Annotated in this window: 18 protein-coding genes, 3 pseudogenes and 1 other annotated feature; of the genes and pseudogenes, 9 read left to right on the forward strand and 12 right to left on the reverse strand. The window is 67.8% G+C overall.

The window, feature by feature from the left end; genetic code table 11:
* Nucleotide 1: 1 nt before the first annotated feature.
* Complete coding sequence (locus ACPXYO_RS04055) at nucleotides 2-877, forward strand: phosphotransferase (RefSeq protein WP_423916856.1); 876 nt, start codon at nucleotides 2-4, stop codon at nucleotides 875-877.
* Between the two features lie 165 nt (nucleotides 878-1,042).
* Here ACPXYO_RS04055 and ACPXYO_RS04060 read toward each other — a convergent pair whose 3' ends face one another.
* Nucleotides 1,043-1,279, reverse strand: coding sequence for an Arc family DNA-binding protein (locus tag ACPXYO_RS04060; RefSeq protein WP_423916858.1), 237 nt, complete (start codon nucleotides 1,277-1,279; stop codon nucleotides 1,043-1,045).
* Nucleotides 1,276-1,581, reverse strand: coding sequence for a hypothetical protein (locus ACPXYO_RS04065; RefSeq protein ID WP_423916860.1), 306 nt, complete (start codon nucleotides 1,579-1,581; stop codon nucleotides 1,276-1,278). Before ACPXYO_RS04065 ends, ACPXYO_RS04060 begins: the two co-directional genes overlap by 4 nt.
* 311 nt (nucleotides 1,582-1,892) lie before the next feature.
* Between ACPXYO_RS04065 and ACPXYO_RS04070 the strand changes: the two genes are divergently transcribed.
* The 3 genes from ACPXYO_RS04070 to ACPXYO_RS04080 are packed head-to-tail and all read left to right on the forward strand — an operon-like array spanning nucleotide 1,893 to nucleotide 3,452.
* Nucleotides 1,893-2,321: a DUF6338 family protein gene (locus ACPXYO_RS04070; protein WP_423916862.1), complete on the forward strand. Its 429-nt coding sequence runs from the start codon at nucleotides 1,893-1,895 to the stop codon at nucleotides 2,319-2,321.
* Complete coding sequence (locus ACPXYO_RS04075; RefSeq protein ID WP_423916863.1) at nucleotides 2,294-2,539, forward strand: transposase; 246 nt, start codon at nucleotides 2,294-2,296, stop codon at nucleotides 2,537-2,539. Before ACPXYO_RS04070 ends, ACPXYO_RS04075 begins: the two co-directional genes overlap by 28 nt.
* Nucleotides 2,540-2,597: 58 nt before the next feature.
* Nucleotides 2,598-3,452, forward strand: a complete 855-nt coding sequence (locus ACPXYO_RS04080; RefSeq protein ID WP_423916865.1) for a hypothetical protein — start codon at nucleotides 2,598-2,600, stop codon at nucleotides 3,450-3,452.
* Nucleotides 3,453-3,942: 490 nt separating this feature from the next.
* Here ACPXYO_RS04080 and ACPXYO_RS04085 read toward each other — a convergent pair whose 3' ends face one another.
* The 5 genes from ACPXYO_RS04085 to ACPXYO_RS04105 all read right to left on the reverse strand — a co-directional run bounded on the left by ACPXYO_RS04085 (nucleotide 3,943) and on the right by ACPXYO_RS04105 (nucleotide 7,599).
* Nucleotides 3,943-4,185: a helix-turn-helix domain-containing protein gene (locus tag ACPXYO_RS04085; protein ID WP_423916866.1), complete on the reverse strand. Its 243-nt coding sequence runs from the start codon at nucleotides 4,183-4,185 to the stop codon at nucleotides 3,943-3,945.
* The gene (locus ACPXYO_RS04090) at nucleotides 4,182-5,591 is read right to left on the reverse strand and encodes a HipA domain-containing protein (RefSeq protein ID WP_423916868.1); all 1,410 of its coding nucleotides are present in this window, start codon (nucleotides 5,589-5,591) and stop codon (nucleotides 4,182-4,184) included. Before ACPXYO_RS04090 ends, ACPXYO_RS04085 begins: the two co-directional genes overlap by 4 nt.
* A 3-nt stretch (nucleotides 5,592-5,594) precedes the next feature.
* Nucleotides 5,595-5,840: a helix-turn-helix transcriptional regulator gene (locus ACPXYO_RS04095; protein WP_423916870.1), complete on the reverse strand. Its 246-nt coding sequence runs from the start codon at nucleotides 5,838-5,840 to the stop codon at nucleotides 5,595-5,597.
* A 377-nt stretch (nucleotides 5,841-6,217) separates the two neighbouring features.
* Nucleotides 6,218-7,171 (reverse strand): DDE-type integrase/transposase/recombinase, encoded by a 954-nt coding sequence (locus tag ACPXYO_RS04100; RefSeq protein ID WP_423916872.1) that lies wholly within the window; start codon nucleotides 7,169-7,171, stop codon nucleotides 6,218-6,220.
* Between the two features lie 104 nt (nucleotides 7,172-7,275).
* On the reverse strand, nucleotides 7,276-7,599 hold the full coding sequence (locus tag ACPXYO_RS04105; protein ID WP_423916874.1) for a hypothetical protein: 324 nt from the start codon (nucleotides 7,597-7,599) through the stop codon (nucleotides 7,276-7,278).
* A 93-nt stretch (nucleotides 7,600-7,692) separates the two neighbouring features.
* Between ACPXYO_RS04105 and ACPXYO_RS04110 the strand changes: the two genes are divergently transcribed.
* The 3 genes from ACPXYO_RS04110 to ACPXYO_RS04120 all read left to right on the forward strand — a co-directional run bounded on the left by ACPXYO_RS04110 (nucleotide 7,693) and on the right by ACPXYO_RS04120 (nucleotide 10,024).
* Nucleotides 7,693-7,986: a transposase gene (locus ACPXYO_RS04110; protein WP_423916876.1), complete on the forward strand. Its 294-nt coding sequence runs from the start codon at nucleotides 7,693-7,695 to the stop codon at nucleotides 7,984-7,986.
* Nucleotides 7,971-8,100, forward strand: a sequence feature (AL1L pseudoknot). It overlaps the preceding gene by 16 nt.
* Nucleotides 8,014-8,751, forward strand: coding sequence for an IS3 family transposase (locus ACPXYO_RS04115; RefSeq protein ID WP_423916877.1), 738 nt, complete (start codon nucleotides 8,014-8,016; stop codon nucleotides 8,749-8,751). Its footprint overlaps the feature before it by 87 nt.
* 187 nt (nucleotides 8,752-8,938) lie before the next feature.
* Nucleotides 8,939-10,024 carry an IS110 family transposase gene (locus ACPXYO_RS04120; RefSeq protein WP_423916879.1) on the forward strand — a complete coding sequence of 362 codons (1,086 nt, stop codon included), beginning with the start codon at nucleotides 8,939-8,941 and terminating at the stop codon, nucleotides 10,022-10,024.
* Nucleotides 10,025-10,026: 2 nt separating this feature from the next.
* Here ACPXYO_RS04120 and ACPXYO_RS04125 read toward each other — a convergent pair.
* From ACPXYO_RS04125 to ACPXYO_RS04145, 5 genes and pseudogenes are all read right to left on the reverse strand, one after another.
* Nucleotides 10,027-10,392, reverse strand: a pseudogene (locus ACPXYO_RS04125) (transposase); the annotation flags it as partial.
* Nucleotides 10,393-10,833: 441 nt separating this feature from the next.
* Nucleotides 10,834-11,148, reverse strand: coding sequence for a helix-turn-helix domain-containing protein (locus tag ACPXYO_RS04130; RefSeq protein WP_423916880.1), 315 nt, complete (start codon nucleotides 11,146-11,148; stop codon nucleotides 10,834-10,836).
* The gene (locus tag ACPXYO_RS04135) at nucleotides 11,129-11,578 is read right to left on the reverse strand and encodes a DDE-type integrase/transposase/recombinase (protein WP_423916882.1); all 450 of its coding nucleotides are present in this window, start codon (nucleotides 11,576-11,578) and stop codon (nucleotides 11,129-11,131) included. Before ACPXYO_RS04135 ends, ACPXYO_RS04130 begins: the two co-directional genes overlap by 20 nt.
* A 121-nt stretch (nucleotides 11,579-11,699) precedes the next feature.
* Nucleotides 11,700-11,999, reverse strand: a pseudogene (locus ACPXYO_RS04140) (IS3 family transposase); the annotation flags it as partial.
* Nucleotides 11,996-12,253 (reverse strand): annotated as a pseudogene (locus tag ACPXYO_RS04145) (transposase); the annotation flags it as partial. The pseudogenes ACPXYO_RS04145 and ACPXYO_RS04140, both read right to left, overlap by 4 nt.
* A 178-nt stretch (nucleotides 12,254-12,431) precedes the next feature.
* Between ACPXYO_RS04145 and ACPXYO_RS04150 the strand changes: the two are divergent.
* Together ACPXYO_RS04150 and ACPXYO_RS04155 are read left to right on the forward strand one after the other, a co-directional pair.
* Nucleotides 12,432-14,153: a hypothetical protein gene (locus ACPXYO_RS04150; protein WP_423916884.1), complete on the forward strand. Its 1,722-nt coding sequence runs from the start codon at nucleotides 12,432-12,434 to the stop codon at nucleotides 14,151-14,153.
* An 80-nt stretch (nucleotides 14,154-14,233) separates the two neighbouring features.
* Entirely contained in the window at nucleotides 14,234-15,166 is a 933-nt protein-coding gene (locus tag ACPXYO_RS04155; protein WP_423916886.1) for a L,D-transpeptidase family protein, read from the forward strand.
* Nucleotide 15,167: the final 1 nt, after the last annotated feature.

Below are 15,167 nucleotides of genomic sequence, written 5' to 3' on the forward strand. Positions count from 1 at the left end.
CATGGTTGTGCTCACGCAGGAAAACCCAGCGCTGACCCCTGAGCCGGAGGCGCTGGTCGGCCGCGTCACCGAGTTCGTCAGGGTCGCTGACACCGTCCGGCGACCCGCGACCGAGTCTTCAGTGTCGGTCCGACGGCTGCTCACCCATCTCGTGCACACCGGATTCGACGGCGCTCCCCGTTTCCTCAGCACCGAGCCCGACGGTTCGATCGTGCTCAGCTGGATCGAGGGGTGGGTGCCGGCCGACACCGAGTGCTGGCGGCTGGGCCGCGGCGAGCTGGCGTCGGTCGGGGAGCTGTTGCGGTCCTATCACGACTGCGTCGCAGGCTTCCCTCCCGAGACCGGCTTCGAAGAAGGCCCGCAGGCCGTCGCGGCGAGTCAGGTCGTGTGCCACGGGGACATAGCGCCGCGCAACACCGTGTTCAGGGACGGGCGGGCGACGGCGTTTATCGACTGGGACGGCATCTTCGTCTCGACGCCGATGTGGGACCTAGCGCACGCCGTCTGGCAGTTCGCCCCTGTCTGCGACAATGCCGATCCCTGGCTGGGTGGCTGGCCGAGCCCGTCCGACCGGTCAGCGCGCATCGCGGCGCTGGTCGGCGGCTACCGGCTGAGCGCCGACAGGGCCGATGAGCTCGCAGACATGGTCGCCGGGGTCATCGCCGGCATCACAGGCAGCGTTGTCCGCAAGATCGCTGCGGGGATCCCGGCATTCGTGCAGCTGGAACGCGAAGGCGTCCTCGAAGCGCTCGATAGCCAGCACCGAGCCGCCGAACAGCTCCACTCCCTCATCGCCCAAGCCGTCGTCGCGGACCCAGCTTCGGCCGAGAGCACCCACTTGGCGGTGCCCGAAGTGTCGAATCCCGCAAAGACGTAACCCCGACCGTTTACCGAAGCAGGACGGTTCCGGGGCTTTGAGGAGGCACCGCACGCCGTGACGGCACCGGCGCCAAGAACCGCTGCCTCGTGGGCGCAAAGGCCACGCCACCCATCAACGCAGGCACGGGGCAGAGCAGACCGTGCCCGCAAGGTGTGACGGGACTCAGCGGGACGGGGTCGGCAGAGCGTCGCTCACTGCGCGTCGAATCCAGGATGACACCGAGCGATCCTCGGCTGCCGCAGCCACTCTGATCTGTTCGAGCACACTCGGCGGAAAGCGCACGGCGATCGGATCGGACAGCTTCGGCGTGCGTCGCCGCGCCGGTCCTTGGGGACGCAGGTTTTCCGGCTGGCTGTAGAACTCGAATTCCTCGGCGGGGGTCATGGGCTCAGCGTTCATCTGTCCTCCATGTACTGGGCAATGAGATACGAGGGCGCCTCGTAGCAGCCGATCGGTCGGCACCGTGTCGGGTCGCCCGAGTCCGACGGTGCAAGAAGGACCACCAGCACCACTCCGCTGACCTCGGAGACCATGAGCCAGAGCGCCGGCGGGGTTGCAGGGTAGAAGAGCGGGTCGCTTCGCCAGACGTCGACGATGTCGGGCACGCCGAGCGCGCCGTGCTTGAAAAGATGCGGCAGCTGGTCCATGATTTCGAACGGGTCATCATCGTCGAGGAGATCCAGGTCGAAGAGGATCTCCACAGAGGTGATTGTATAACAAACGAATACAGATGGGGCGCAGATGGAGGCTCGGTCGACCAAGTAGGCCGACGCCTCGGCCTAGCGCCGAACGGCTCCACTCCCGCATCGCCCAGGCCGCTGTTTCTGCGAGCGCTGGATCGCCTCAGGGCTGAGATCGAGCACCCAGCCCCGATGCCGAGCGGTCGGTGCGCGTGGGATTGTGCGAGCGACGCAGCAAAACGGCTGTGACCGACATGGGGATCACTCCTACTCTGCCGCCATGACGCAACGACCACGCCGAGCGTGTTGCCACAGCGGTTGAGGGCAGCCCGGTGACCTCTGGCTACGAGGCCGCACTGCTGGTGCTGGTGCTGCTGCTCCCCGGAGCATTTGCAGCCTGGGGGTTCGAGCGGCATGTACAGCGTTACGGCCGGCGTCTGAACGACTGGCTCTTGCGATTGGCCGGCCTGTCGGCGGTGTGCCTCGCAGTGGGGGCGGGGCCGCTGTACTGGCTGATGGCCACCTACGGGCGTGATTTCGCGGAACGCGAGACGTTGCCGTGGTGGTTGTACCTCGTCCCGGGCCTCTATCTCGTGCTGCCCGCATCGGGAGGGTGGGCACTGGGCCTGCTGGTGCGTCGCTCGGGGTCACCGATGTCAAAGCTGCTCGGCCCGATCCGCGCACCATCTGCTTGGGACTCGCTGTTCGACACCAGAGAGGCGGGGTTCGTGAGATGCCGGCAGAGTTCCGGCGGCGTGTGATCGATCTGGTCGAGTCTGGTCGTCCGGTCGCTGCGGTGGCGGCTGAGCTGGGGATCAGCGGGCAGTCGATCTACACGTGGCGCCGTCAGGCACGCATCGATGCCGGGGTCGAGCCCGGCACCCTGTTCCGACCATCCCAAGTGGGTAGCGGTGTCGGCTGCCAACGCGATCGTGGATTGCGCCAAGGGCATGGCGTAGTCGATGTTGTTCGTCGTTGAGGGTGACGGTGGGGTGAGGGGATTGCCGTATCGGCGCTCGACGATGTTTACTATTCGTATGGATTCTGCTGAGGCGCTCGCCAGCATGCCGTTCGTGTTCAAGACGCGTGAGTTCTGCGCGTGTGCTGGCGTCAAGCCGTCGTCTGCGTCGCGCTCCCTGCGTGCCGCCGCCGCTGAAGGCATCGTCTCAAGAGTCGGGCGGGGTCTGTGGCAGCGCAGCGACAGCGAAGCGCCTGTCGCCGAGTGCAGCACGCCTCATCCGTTCCCGCCTGCTTGGATGAACGCCAACGAGTGCCTCATGGATGCAGCATTCGGTGCTGCGCCGCGCCGAATGTCGCACTTGATGGCGCTTGAAGCAGCGGGCGTGCCGTTGGTCGTCGGACCGCAACTGTCGTTCCCGCATGAACACGCCAGGACGGCGATGCCTTTGGGCATCACAGTGTTCAGTGAACCCCGCGATCGTGTCTGCCTTTTCGCGGCGAGGCTGACCGAGCGCACTTGGATGTCGTCCCCGACGCGCGCTGCGGTCGAGACCGCTCAGCATGATGTTGCTGCGCCTCTGTGGGACGAGCGCATCGCGTGGGTGTTCGCCGAGGACGGCGGCGCCATCCTCGATGCCGAAGAAGCCGTCGAGATCAGCGACGCGTTGCAGATGCGGGCAGGACTGCGGCGTCTGTCGTCCATCGCGGACGCGCTGCGCCGCCTCGCCGCCAGCGACCCCGGCGGCAGCTTGGGCAGCGTCCCTGACCAGTGGGCAAACATCGTGACCGCCCGACGAGGCGACGCGTGGATTCGCCTGCGCCGATCCATGCGGGCACCGCTCGGGCCGTCCGAGGCCGCATGGGTGGACAGCGAACGCAAAGTGCTGTGGGATCGGCACCCCAGGGCGCTCGCGGCATCCCTTATGACATGAACATCGCCTCTCCCTCCGGCGCTGGCGCGAAATTCGTTGCCGCAGGTCAGAGGAGCGCGAATTCGCCGCTTGCAGGCGATATTGCCCTGATTGGCAGGGATTCTGGCCGGATCTGGAAGGGAAATTCCAACGCGTTTCGTTCGGGCCTTTCGACGCTATGGCGCCAAGGCGAACTCTGCGCCATGCGTTCGCAGACGTTCAGAGAGCGTCCGGTGGAGCCGAGGCGTTCTCCGACCTCTCTTGGCCAATCCCGCGGCAGCCCGCGCTCAGCCGCGACCTCAGCCGTGATCTCACCGACAATCGCCGGACCGTTCCGAAGCGCATCGTCAACCGTCGACTCGCTATCACCTGCTCGCCGCGCCATGTTGACCATCATCGTGGCGGGCGTCTGACCCGAGCAGCCAGGGTCAGTCGCGGCTGTGCCGGCTCGCTCTGCCGCAACCCGAGTTCAGGCATTCCGCGATGTGCTCACAGCGACCGGTCGCGATCATCAATCGGCACCACGGAGCGGCAGATCGAATCGGGCGACCATTTCCAGCCCGAGCACAGTCAGCGCCGCCAGCACCTTGCTCGACGTTGAGCTGTGATCGCCCTGCTCCAGCCGGATGACCCACTGCCGGGTAGTGCCCACCTGATCCGCGAGTTGCTGTTGGGTCATCGCGGCCGCGAGCCGTGTTTCGCGCACCACCGCCCCGAGATCGGCGGCCGACCCGACTTTGCAGCCCTCGATCACAGCAACGACCTGTGCCTGCCTTTGTGGCCGGGACGAAGCAGACAGGGCTTGCGGGTGCGCTTGACCGTCTCGCCGCATGTCTCGATCTCAGGCGGAGCAGCCGCCGCGAGCAGCGACGCATCCCGCTCCCGGCCGGAGAATGCCAGAATGGCGTTGTTGCCTCGCACCGCTTGGCGAGCATGCGCGACGACGCGCTCGCAGACGAACTGTGCCGTGCCGAGCGCCCACTCGGGGCATTGCGCGGCAGCCGACTCTAGAGCGTTCGGCATATCTTGTGCCATGTCGTGGAGTTCGTCGGCGGCGACATCGACCCGAAGCCGCGCGGCGATCTGTGACCACTGCTGCACTGTCGTTGGGCTCGGCTCATTGAAGCGCATCGCGGGACGCATCGTTTGGGCATCGGGCGTCACGTAGGCGACGGCCGAACTCAAGTCGTACAAGGGGGCCAGCCTGGGAACGCGGCCGTCCAACAGCACCCCGTAGTTCTTGGAGTGCCCGTCGGCATTGCCGATCAGCCAGTTGTAGAACACAGACAAGAAGAACTTGCGAGGGTCGTCGCTGCCTGTCTCGTGCCGCAGCAGCCCGATGACTGCCTCGGGTGTCGGCCCGCCGTCCGACTGATACTTGAGGTCCGGGCGCAACCCCAGCGCTTGGCACAGGTCCTCAAAGTGGGAGCGATGCACTTCGCTTTCGCGTTCATGGCGGTCGAAACGCTCGGCGACCAGGCAGATCTCGTCCTCGAATGCTGCCAGCGATGTGCGTGCCGCTTCCAGCCCGAGAGTCCCGGCCGCCGTCTGGCACAGATGCTCGTTCACGGCTATGGAGTCCCGCAAGGCCGAGTTCAGATGCCCTCGCTGGGGCTTGAGAATATGGGTCGTCGCGAGTGAGCCGGTGGGCAAATGCCACCCGTCGACGGTGAGCCTCAACGCCATCTTGGGCTGGGCGCCGGGGAGCGACAGCCGCAGTTCTCCCAGCCCTTCAGTGGGGGCGTCTTCTGCGTCTTGCGCGATGAGGCGAAGCATCGCGGCCAACTCGGAATCCGAGACTCTCGAGAGGACCGCCAGTTGCGGGTCGGGCAACACCGGGTCCGGGTGAAACTGCACCGCCCCCGCGCACTCCAGCCCAGCCTGGGTGCTCAGCAGGTCGAACGGGGCTGTGGAGGTCGCCTCCAGTTCCTGCATCCACCGCGAGCGAGTGCGCGGGTTGTCCGGCAGCAGCCCGTCGATCCACGGCGAGATGTCCAATCGGCTGTGCTGACCGACCGGGAGCGACAGCGACACAGGCGCGGCTGACAGCGGATAGTCGTCGAGGTACCCAAAGTGCACGGCTCCTCGCAACGAACGCACTGCGCGGCCGACCAATTCGCCGTGCAGGAATACGTAGAGGCAGTGCGTCGACCCCGCCATGCGCTACACCTCTTCGGGCGGTGCGCCCGAAGCCCGCACGATGACGCTGGCCTCCAACGCCGACAGCGCAGCCACCACATCGCCCAGCGACGCGTCGGTACGGCCGCTCTCAAAGCTGGACACCCACTGCTGGGACCGACCGACGGCCGCGGCCAACTGCACCTGATTCCAGCCGAGCCGGCGGCGCAGGAAACGAACACAGCGGCGAAGGCCGCCTGGAGCGGCGAGCACGACCGTCTCTTGTGTCACACAAAATAGTATAGCTGCTTTACTATTCCATGTGACACAAGGCCCCGAGGCCGTGTTGCGCGCAAAGCTCAGACCCCCCGCCCCCCGCCCGCAATGGTGCGGCAGACACTGACGCCGACTTGTAGCCCGGTGTGTAGCAGAACTCACCCCCACATCCTCCTGTGGACCGCCAAACTTGTTGGGGTAGCAACCTGAGGTCCCTTCGGGGCGAAGCCACAATGCCTGAGCCCGAAGCCAAGGGCAGAGAAACCCGATACGTATGCGATCGGGTTTTCTATTTGAATCACCCCGGGTTTGGTGGAGGCTCTGTTCCTTGAGAGGATGGAGCTGAGGTGTGTCTGACTCTTCCGCGGAGATCGGCTCAGAAATGAACCAAGTCATGCCGTGTTCTCAGGTTTGTTGGCAGCGGTCCGGCGGTTGTGTTCGAGCCGTCGTGTTCGGGCTCGCTGGAGGCCCCGCCGGCGGGCCTCGCGGATCGTTTCTCCTCGTTGGTGGTGTTCGTCGTTGGGGGTGACGCAGCCGATCGCTTCGTGCAGTCGGACTTCGTTGTAGTCGATCCGGACGCGCGCCGGCTCGATGTCGGGCAGCGCCGGGTCGGTGATCGAGCACAGGTGGGGCCATTCGTGGGTGATGTGCCCGAAGAAGCTCTCGATCCAGGCTTGGCCGGTGGGTGTGCGGGGCCGGCCGTGGTGCTGGGCGATGGCCATCATCGCCATGCAGGCGCGGGTGTCGTGGCTGGTCATTGCCGGGCCGTTGTCGGACACGGCGAGCAGGATGGGCCGGTCGGGGTCGTCGACGCCGAGGTCGAGGCGGTCGTCGGCGGGCAGCTCGTCGAGGCCTTGGGCCACCAGCGCCTGGTCGAACACGGCACGCACTTGGGTGGAGGTCTCCTCGGTCGAGACCAGCGTGGCGGTCCAGCAGCGCGAGACCATGTCGACGATCGCGAGCACGCAGCGCCGGGCCCGCCCGAGGCGGGTCACGTCCCAGACCCGGATCCGGTTCGGTTCCCAGACCAGCCAGTGCGGCCACGGTGTCCTCGGCCGCTTCGGCGCCGGTGCCCGCTCGGGCAGCACAAGCCCGTGAGCAGCGAGAACACGCCGCAACGTCGAGGGTGCCACCCACACCCTGTCCACATAGGAGCCACGGTGGGCGAGCTTGCGGTGTGATCGGTCGATTGGCCCCCACTCCTCGGCGACGACGAGGATCTCCGCGACCTCATCGGCCAGCAAGGCGTGCACCGGCGCGCCTGCGGGGGCCAGATCGCACAGGGTGCCCAGCTCCCGCCGGCGGGCCCGCCAGCGGTGCACCCGGTCGTCGCAGACCTGCCACACGCCCGCAGCCCACGTGTGCGAGAACCCGGCGGCAACAGCGTCGTCGACAGTGTTGAGGACCAGCTCTTTAGCCTCGGCGGGGACTCCTGCGGGGACCGGCCCGCTCAGTCCCAGCCGGATTTTCCCCGCACGATGGCCAACTCGATCGCTTGGGCCTTGACCGCCTCGGCGAGCCGGCCGATCTCCGCCTGGGCTTCTTCGAGCTCCCAGTTCCGCTCGGCAGCCGGCCGGCCCGGCCTGCGTGCCAGCGCCGCCAGCGCCGCGTCCTTCACCGTGCGGCCGATGGTGATCACCGTCGACACATCGACCCCCCACCTCCGGGCAGCGTCGGCCTGGGCGACCGCTCCGCTCGTGACCTGCAAGCAGATCTCCCACTTCGTCTCCGCGGACAGCCTCTTGAGTCGACGCCGACCCTCGCCGATCGTCATCAGATGCTCCTTCACGCGTCAGCGAGAACACAACCAGACTTGGATCATTTATCAACCAACTCTCCGCGGCGAAATCAGACGCAACGCTGAGCGATGCCAGGAAATGGGAGATATCCAGCCGAGCTGCGTGAGCGGGCGGTGAGGATGGTGCTCGACAATGAGCGCCTGTATGGGTCTCGGTGGGAGGCGATCTGCTCGGTCGCGGACAAGCTGGGCCCGACCGCGGAGACGGTGCGGCTGTGGGTTCGCCGCGCGGAGATCGACGGCGGCGCCCGCCCGGGCGTGACCTCGGCTGAGCGCGTTCGGATCAAAGAGCTCGAGCGCGAGAACCGTGAGCTGCGCCGAGCGAACGAGATCCTCAAGGCGGCGTCGGCTTTCTTCGGGTAAGGGGCTCGACCGCCAGTCCCAGAGATAGTGGCGTTCATCGACGCTCACCGTGACCGGTTCGGGGTCGAGCCGATCTGCGCTGTGCTCGCCGAGCACGGCGTCGGGATTGCCCCGTCCGCCTATTACGCAGCCAAGACCCGGCGGCCCTCGGCAAGGGCCGTGCGCGACGCCCAGCTGTGCGCGGTGATCGCTCGGGTGCATCGGGAGGACTACGACGCCTACGGGGCGGCCAAGGTGTGGGACCACCTCAACACTGTTGAGGGCGTCGCGGTGGCTCGCTGCACCGTGGAGCGCCTCATGCGCCGCATGGGCCTTCAAGGAGTGCGCCGAGGCCGCCAGGCGGTGCGCACCACCACCCCCGACCCCGACGCCTGCCGGCCCGCCGACCTCGTCGAGCGGGACTTCACCGCGCCGGCCCCGAACCGGCTGTGGCTCGCGGACCTCACCTATGTGCGCACCCGCAGCGGCTGGGCGTACATGGCGTTCGTGATCGACGCCTACTCGCGCATGGTGATCGGCTGGGCGGCATCACGCTCGCTGCGCACCGACCTCGCCCTCGACGCCCTCGACATGGCCGTCTCGGGCCGGCGGCGCACAGGCGCAGACCTCGCCGAGGTCACCCATCACAGCGACACGGGATCGCAATACCTGTCCATCCGGTGCTCCCAGCGGCTCGCCGACAACGACATCGTGGCGTCGGTCGGCAGCCGAGGCGACAGCTATGACTGTGAGCATGATGGTGTTCGCTGTCCGGCTGGTGTTTGACCCTTGCTTACGACTGGCCGGTGTGCCTTGGCGTTGATCTGTCGGCGCCAGTCGGGCAGCGATCAACGCAGTGCCGGCTGGCCGGGAGGGTCGTGACCGAATGGGGGCCTGCTCTTTTGGACCGACCCGTCACAGTCCTGTCCTTCCCGCCCGACCAGCTGGCATCCACAGTCCCAGGAGGACAGCAATGACCAGTATCGCGCCAGGGCCGAAGCGGGTGAGAATCGTCGTCGGCGTTGACACGCACAAGCACATGCATGCCGCGGTCGCCGTCGACGAGCTGGGCAGCCGCCTCGGCGAATGCCATGTGCGGGCGAACCGGGAGGGCTACGCGCAGCTTGAGGCATGGGCCGTGTCGCTGGGGCGGCCGATGGCGTTCGGGGTCGAGGGCACCGCCAGCTACGGCGTCGGTCTGGCCAGCTGGCTGCGCCGCAACGGCTACCGGCTGGTTGAGGTGAATCGGGGCGATCGCCGTTCCCGCAGGATGAACGGCAAGACCGAAACCCTGGACGCCGAAGCCGCCGCGCGCTCAGTGCTGTCGGGCGAGTCCACCGCCGTGCCGAAGTCCGCGGACGGCACCGCGGAGATGATCCGCCAGATCAAGATCGCCCGCGACACCGCCCGCAAGGGCCGCACATCGGCGATCGTCACTCTCAAGGCGGTGATCGTGACCGTCCCCGCCGAGCTGCGCGAGCAGCTCGAGGGCATGGCGGACAAGGCGCTCATCGGCCGCTGTTCCGGCTTGCGGCCTGGCCCCATGGACACGCCGACCGCGTCGGCCAAGCACACCCTGCGATCGCTGGCCAAGCGCTGGATCGCCCTCAACGCCGAGATCGGCGATCACGACCGGATACTCGACGAACTCACCCGCGCCCACTCCCCGAACCTGCGAGACGGGTTCGGGATCGGCGCTGACACCGCAGCCGAGATGCTCATCGTCTTCGGCGACAACCCCGACCGGATCCGCTCCGAAGCAGCCTTCGCCAAACTCTGCGGCGCCTGCCCGATCCCCGCCTCATCGGGCGTCACCAACCGGCACCGGCTCTCCCGCGGCGGGCACCGACACGCCAACGCAGCGCTCTACCGCGCCGTCATCGTGCGCATGCGCTTCCACCAGCCCACCATCGACTACACCCGCCGTGTCCCGTGTCAAGTTTGTTGCTCAGTCTCGGGTGCGTCTTGTTTGAGGGTCGGGGCTTGGGGGTGTGCGTCGAGGGGGCGTGCCCAGTCGAGGTTCTCGTGGGGCCTGACGCGGTTGTATTCGTCGATGTAGTCGGTGGCGTGGGCGGCGAGGTTGATGCGGTCTGCGATGTCGTGGCGGCAGGGCCGCTCGTATTTGAGGGCTTCGAACCAGCGCTCGATCACGCCGTTGGTGTGCGGCGAGCGATGCCGGGTGCGCACGTGCGCGAAGTGCGGCCTGGCGGCGAACCAGCGGGCCGCGGCTGCTGATTTGGTGGCGGGGCCGTTGTCGGTCACGATCACGACCGGGGCGGTCTCGCCGGTGTCGGGGTCGGTGCAGTCCTCGATGAGAGCGTGCCCGAGCAGCTCGCCGGCTCGGGCCCCGGAGGCATCGAACGCTGCGCACAGGTCCCCGGCGGTCCCGGTGGCGCTCACCGGGCACGCCAGCCACTTTGGCGGCATAGTCGACCACGCCGCCGAGCTGGCGGGTGCCCTGCGCTGCGGTCTCGAACTCAGAGACCTCGGCCTGCCATACCCGGTTCGGTCTCGACGGGGCGTCGGCGAAGACCGCTCTGCGGGCCCTGGCGAGCTGGCGCCGCTCGGCCTGGCAGCGGATCGGCTCGCCCAGGCCCCGGCGGGCCATCGCCCGCCTGACCGACAACTGGGACCCGAAGTCGTGGCCGTCGTAGCGGCCCATCGCCCAGATCTTGCGATGCCCCCACCCCGGCCACTCCCCAGCCAGCTCGGCAACTGCCGGTTCTATCCGATCCACCACCGGCGCAGGCCACGGCCCTTTCGGCGGGCCACCGGCGCGGCGGGTGGCCAACCGGTACTGGCAGGTCCGTCGGGGCACGCCGACCACAGCCGCGAACCTCGTGATGGGCATGCCCGCGTCGGTGCGGATCATCTCGAGGTCCCCAACGGGGGGAGATACTCCCCCCCCTTGCGCCACACCCGCAGCTCCACATGGGCTTCGCCCAGTGCCGCTTTCAGCTCCTCGTTCTCCGCTTCGAGCTCGACCTCACGAGACGACCGGCGCCTACGGCCCCCAGCCAGGCCCTCCCGACCCGACTCCACCAGCAAACGCTTCCAGTTGTGCACCGACTGCTCACCGGCCCCAGCCTTGCGGCCAGCCCCAGCAGCGCTCTGCTCACCCCCCAGCACACTCAGCACCACTCGGAGCTTCTGCTCCGCGGACCTATTCGACGGTCTCGGCACCTGTCTCTCCTTGCACGGGCAAAAAACCCGAACCTGAGCAACAAACGATGACACGGGACAATTCGAAGATGGACCGGCGCGCGGTGGCTCGGTCGGGGTATCGGTGCCGGTGGACGAGCTCGCGTTTGAGGGTGGAGAAGAACGATTCGGCGACGGCGTTGTCCGCTGATGACCCGACGCGGCCCACTGATTGGCTCATGCCCCAGGACGTGACGGTCTTGGTGAACTTCCCAGCGAGGTATTGGCTGCCCCTGTCGGAGTGGAAGATGATCCCCGCGGTGCGGCCCCCGCGCGACGCGCCGGCCATGTCGAGGGCGTCCTGGGCCAAGCGGGTGTCGATGCGGTCGCTCATCTGATAGCCCAAGAGCCGGCGGCTGCCCAGGTCGAGCACGACCGCGAGGGCACGGCCAGCCCTGGTCGGTGCGCACATAGGTGATGTCCGCGATCCACGCCCGATCCGGGGTGCCCGGCACGAAGCGGCGACCCACAAGGTCGGGCAGCTTGGGCGCGGACCGCGACGGCGTCGTGGTGCGCTTGGGCCGCCGAGGGCGTATTCCCGCTATCTGGTGTGCTCTCATCAGCCGCTCCACACGCTTGGAGTTCACCAGGCAGCCTTCGGCGCGCAGCTCTGCTGTCACACGCGGCGCCCCATACGCGCCGCCCGAGCCGGCATGGATCTCTCGGATCCGCCCCACGAGGGCCGCCTCGGCGCGCTCGCGCACCGTCGGCCCCGCAGCGTGCTTGGCTCTCCAGCCATAGAACGCCTGACGCGACACACGGGCTGCTTGGCAGCACAACCTGGTCGGGAAGCCCTCGGCCTTTCGGGCAGCCACCCACCCATAGCGGGTCACTGTCCCAACTCCTTCACCCAAAAGGCCGTCGCCCCTTTGAGCAGTTCACGCTCCTGACGCAGCCGGGCATTCTCCCAACGCAGCTCGGCCAACTCGGAACGCTCCGCTGTCGTGGTCCCGTCGCGCTCGCCCCGATCGACCCGCGCCTGGCGCACCCAGTTGCCCAGGTTCGTCGCCCCGATCCCCAGCGAACGCGCCACCGACGCGATCGTGCGGCCCTCATCGAGCACCAACGCAACAGCGTCAGCCTTGAACTCCTTCGAGAACGATCACCGCGACCGGCCCGCCGGCAACACCGGCCCAGCCCGCTGCTGTTCCTCCACCAATGACATGGCTACCTCCTAGTCGAGGTGACCGGCCAACGGGGGGAAGCACCCGCCGCCGCTAGCCGCGAACCCGCCATGGCGCGCTGTCTGGGCAGTCGCGGCGGCGATGCTGGTAGCGGGGCACTTCGCCTTCGCGGCGCCCGCTGCATCGGCGCACTCCGTCGGTGAGTCAGGTGGTCCGGCCGTCGTGATCGCGAACGAGGCATCCCTCGCGGACACAGCCGCCGCGATCAGTCTCGCCGCATCCGATCCGAGAGCGACGGTCGTGCTCGCTGAGGGCGCGGATTCCCTGGGCGATCAGGCCGCCGCTTCGATAGCCCGGCGGCGCCCGGCTCGGGCCGTGCTGGTCGGGGGTGAGGCCGTGCTGTCGCGAGCACTGCAGCGGGAGATAGCCGGACTGGCGCCCGGAGCTGTGATCGAGCGCATTGCGGGCAGCAGCCGCATCGTCACCGCTGCGCTGGTAGAGCGGCAAGGTCGTGACCGTGACGCGGCGCGTTCACTTGTGATCGTTCACGGCTGGACCGATCGAGACGTCGCGCTCGGCGCGGCCCTCGTCGCGTCGGGCGGCGCGGATGCCGTGCTCCTCACTGGAGCGGGACGGCTCAGCGACACTGTTGCCGAATCGATCGCCGATCATCCGCCGGGCCGCATCCTGCTCTTGGGCAGTGTCGCCGCGCCTCACAGCCCTGTCGGGCAGGCCCTTGACAGCCTCGGCGCCATGCCGATCGAGCGCTACGAGAACTCAGAACCTGGGGAGATCATCGCTTCGTCCAGTGGTGGGTCGCTGCCGTTGGAACTGCGTCATGGAGTGCTCGTCGATGCGGACAATCCGGGCGGTGTGATGTCTGGCGCCGTGGTCGCGGCCAACGATCCCGGGGCCGTGGTGCTGCTCGCGCGCCGAGACGTGCCCAGCACTGCCAGCTACAAGCTCCGCGACGGATGGTCGCCCGAGCGCATCACGGTCGTCGGCCAAGCGATCTCGACGATACCTGGGTTCGGGCTTCCGGGAAGCTCGGCGGCGACTGGCGAGAGCTCCACCGAGCAGGCCTTCGAGACGTTCTCGGTCGGCTCGAGCTTTGCGTGCGGGCTGCTGGCATCGAGCGAGATCGAGTGCTGGGGCTCCAACAGCGACGGCACAGCGACGCCGCCGAACGGAAACTTCGCAGCGGTCTCGGCGGGATCTCACCATGCCTGCGCCGTTCGCACTGACGGCCGCTTGGCGTGCTGGGGCCGAGACACGTACCGTCGCGCGTCGCCGCCCGGCGGCAAGTTCTCAGCAGTCTCTCCCGGCTGGCAGCACAGTTGCGCCGTTCGCACTGACGGCCGCCTGACATGCTGGGGCAACAGTCGCAACCGCGCAACGGCCGCGCCCGGCGGCATCTTCACCGCGCTGGATGCGGGCGGGGGCCACACCTGCGCCCTGCGCACCGACGGCCAAGTCAAGTGCTGGGGCGAGAACGCTGGAGGAGAGGCGAGTGCTCCCGGCGGTAAGTACAAAGCCGTCGCCATCGGGTCCTCGCACTCATGCGCGATCCGCACCGATGGTCGTCTGGTGTGCTGGGGTCAGAACGTCAAGGGCCAATCGAGGCCGCCGGCGGGCAGATTCACTGCACCCGCGCTGGGTCAGAACTTCGGGTGCGCCGTGCGAGACGATGCTGCCGTTGAGTGCTGGGGAAACAACGACGACGGCGAATCGCAACCGCCTGAAGGCTCGTTCACCGATGTCTCGGCTGGCCGTCGGCACATGTGCGGACATCGCCCTGACGGCACGGTGACCTGTTGGGGCTATCGCTCTCAGCCCAAGGTTGCCGCCTCGATACTCCCGTGACTTCGGCGTTCCAATGCCGGGGACCTCGCGCCCGCGATGCACAAGGCCTCGGCGCGGCGGCATTGGCGCTGGTCGCCTGCATGGCTGCAACAGCAGTGGGAACGACGCCGGCAGCGGCCGCGCCGACTATCGACGCATTGGCGTACGCCGATGCGAAGGAGGCGACCTGGCTGCCCGGCGATGCAGAGACGCTGCTCCCAGGCGAGACGCTGTCCGCCGGTGCCGCGATCAGTTCGCCCGACGGCGGCTACCGGCTGGTTCTCGAGCCGCACGGCGATCTCGTGCTCTACGACATGACTGCGTGGTCGGCCGCCGACGCCGTGGAAGTCTTCGGCGGCTTCAGGGGCGACACCGCTTTCATTGCCGGAGGCATTGCGCGGAGTGTGTGGAGCGCTGGTGCATCGACGGCAGCGCGGCCCGCCGAGTTGACGCTGACGATGCAGCGCGACGGCCATCTCGTGCTGCACGACGCTGATCCTGCTCGTGCCGGGCCGATCTGGCAGACGCGCACCTCGGAATGGGCGGGAGCGTCATTGAGCGTCGTCAACACAGGCGCCGTCGTCGTCGGTCTCGGGGACGAGCGGGTGATCTGGACAGCAGGCGTCTCCACGCCAGATGTGGGGCTGCAGGGGCGACGCCATGTTGTCTACGGGCGCAGCGCGCAGCGCGTGTGGCTGTTGGAAGCTGACGGCACGCTCCTTGACACCTATCCCGTCAGCGGCAAGGACTCGCTTCCCGGACCCGGCAGGTATGCAGTCTTCTCCAAGTCCTTGCGGTCACGCTCTCTCGACGGCAGCCTGACAATTGAGCACATGGTGCGATTCGCTCGCGGGCCAAACGGCGCGGCCATCGGTTTCCATTCCATCCCGAGAACGCTCTCGGACGCTCCCGCGCAGAGCATTCACGAATTGGGCGAGCCGCGTTCTGGGGGCTGTGTGCGCCAGCAGGACAGCAAAGCGCGCCAGCTCTTCGAGTGGGTCCCCGTCGGTACTCCGGTTGTCGTCATCGAATAGC

Source organism: Candidatus Poriferisodalis sp. (genome assembly GCF_965237655.1).
GTDB lineage: Bacteria > Actinomycetota > Acidimicrobiia > Acidimicrobiales > Poriferisodalaceae > Poriferisodalis.

Bases quoted from the DNA above. Each gene is read 5' to 3' on its own strand.
- ACPXYO_RS04135 (WP_423916882.1), bottom strand. From the start codon at position 11,578: ATGTGCGCACCGACCAGGGCTGGCCGTGCCCTCGCGGTCGTGCTCGAC.
- ACPXYO_RS04075 (WP_423916863.1), top strand. From the start codon at position 2,294: ATGCCGGCAGAGTTCCGGCGGCGTGTGATCGATCTGGTCGAGTCTGGT.
- ACPXYO_RS04110 (WP_423916876.1), top strand. From the start codon at position 7,693: ATGCCAGGAAATGGGAGATATCCAGCCGAGCTGCGTGAGCGGGCGGTG.
- ACPXYO_RS04090 (WP_423916868.1), bottom strand. From the start codon at position 5,591: ATGGCGGGGTCGACGCACTGCCTCTACGTATTCCTGCACGGCGAATTG.
- ACPXYO_RS04155 (WP_423916886.1), top strand. From the start codon at position 14,234: ATGGCTGCAACAGCAGTGGGAACGACGCCGGCAGCGGCCGCGCCGACT.
- ACPXYO_RS04080 (WP_423916865.1), top strand. From the start codon at position 2,598: ATGGATTCTGCTGAGGCGCTCGCCAGCATGCCGTTCGTGTTCAAGACG.
- ACPXYO_RS04150 (WP_423916884.1), top strand. From the start codon at position 12,432: ATGCTGGTAGCGGGGCACTTCGCCTTCGCGGCGCCCGCTGCATCGGCG.
- ACPXYO_RS04060 (WP_423916858.1), bottom strand. From the start codon at position 1,279: ATGAACGCTGAGCCCATGACCCCCGCCGAGGAATTCGAGTTCTACAGC.
- ACPXYO_RS04105 (WP_423916874.1), bottom strand. From the start codon at position 7,599: ATGACGATCGGCGAGGGTCGGCGTCGACTCAAGAGGCTGTCCGCGGAG.
- ACPXYO_RS04120 (WP_423916879.1), top strand. From the start codon at position 8,939: ATGACCAGTATCGCGCCAGGGCCGAAGCGGGTGAGAATCGTCGTCGGC.
- ACPXYO_RS04055 (WP_423916856.1), top strand. From the start codon at position 2: ATGGTTGTGCTCACGCAGGAAAACCCAGCGCTGACCCCTGAGCCGGAG.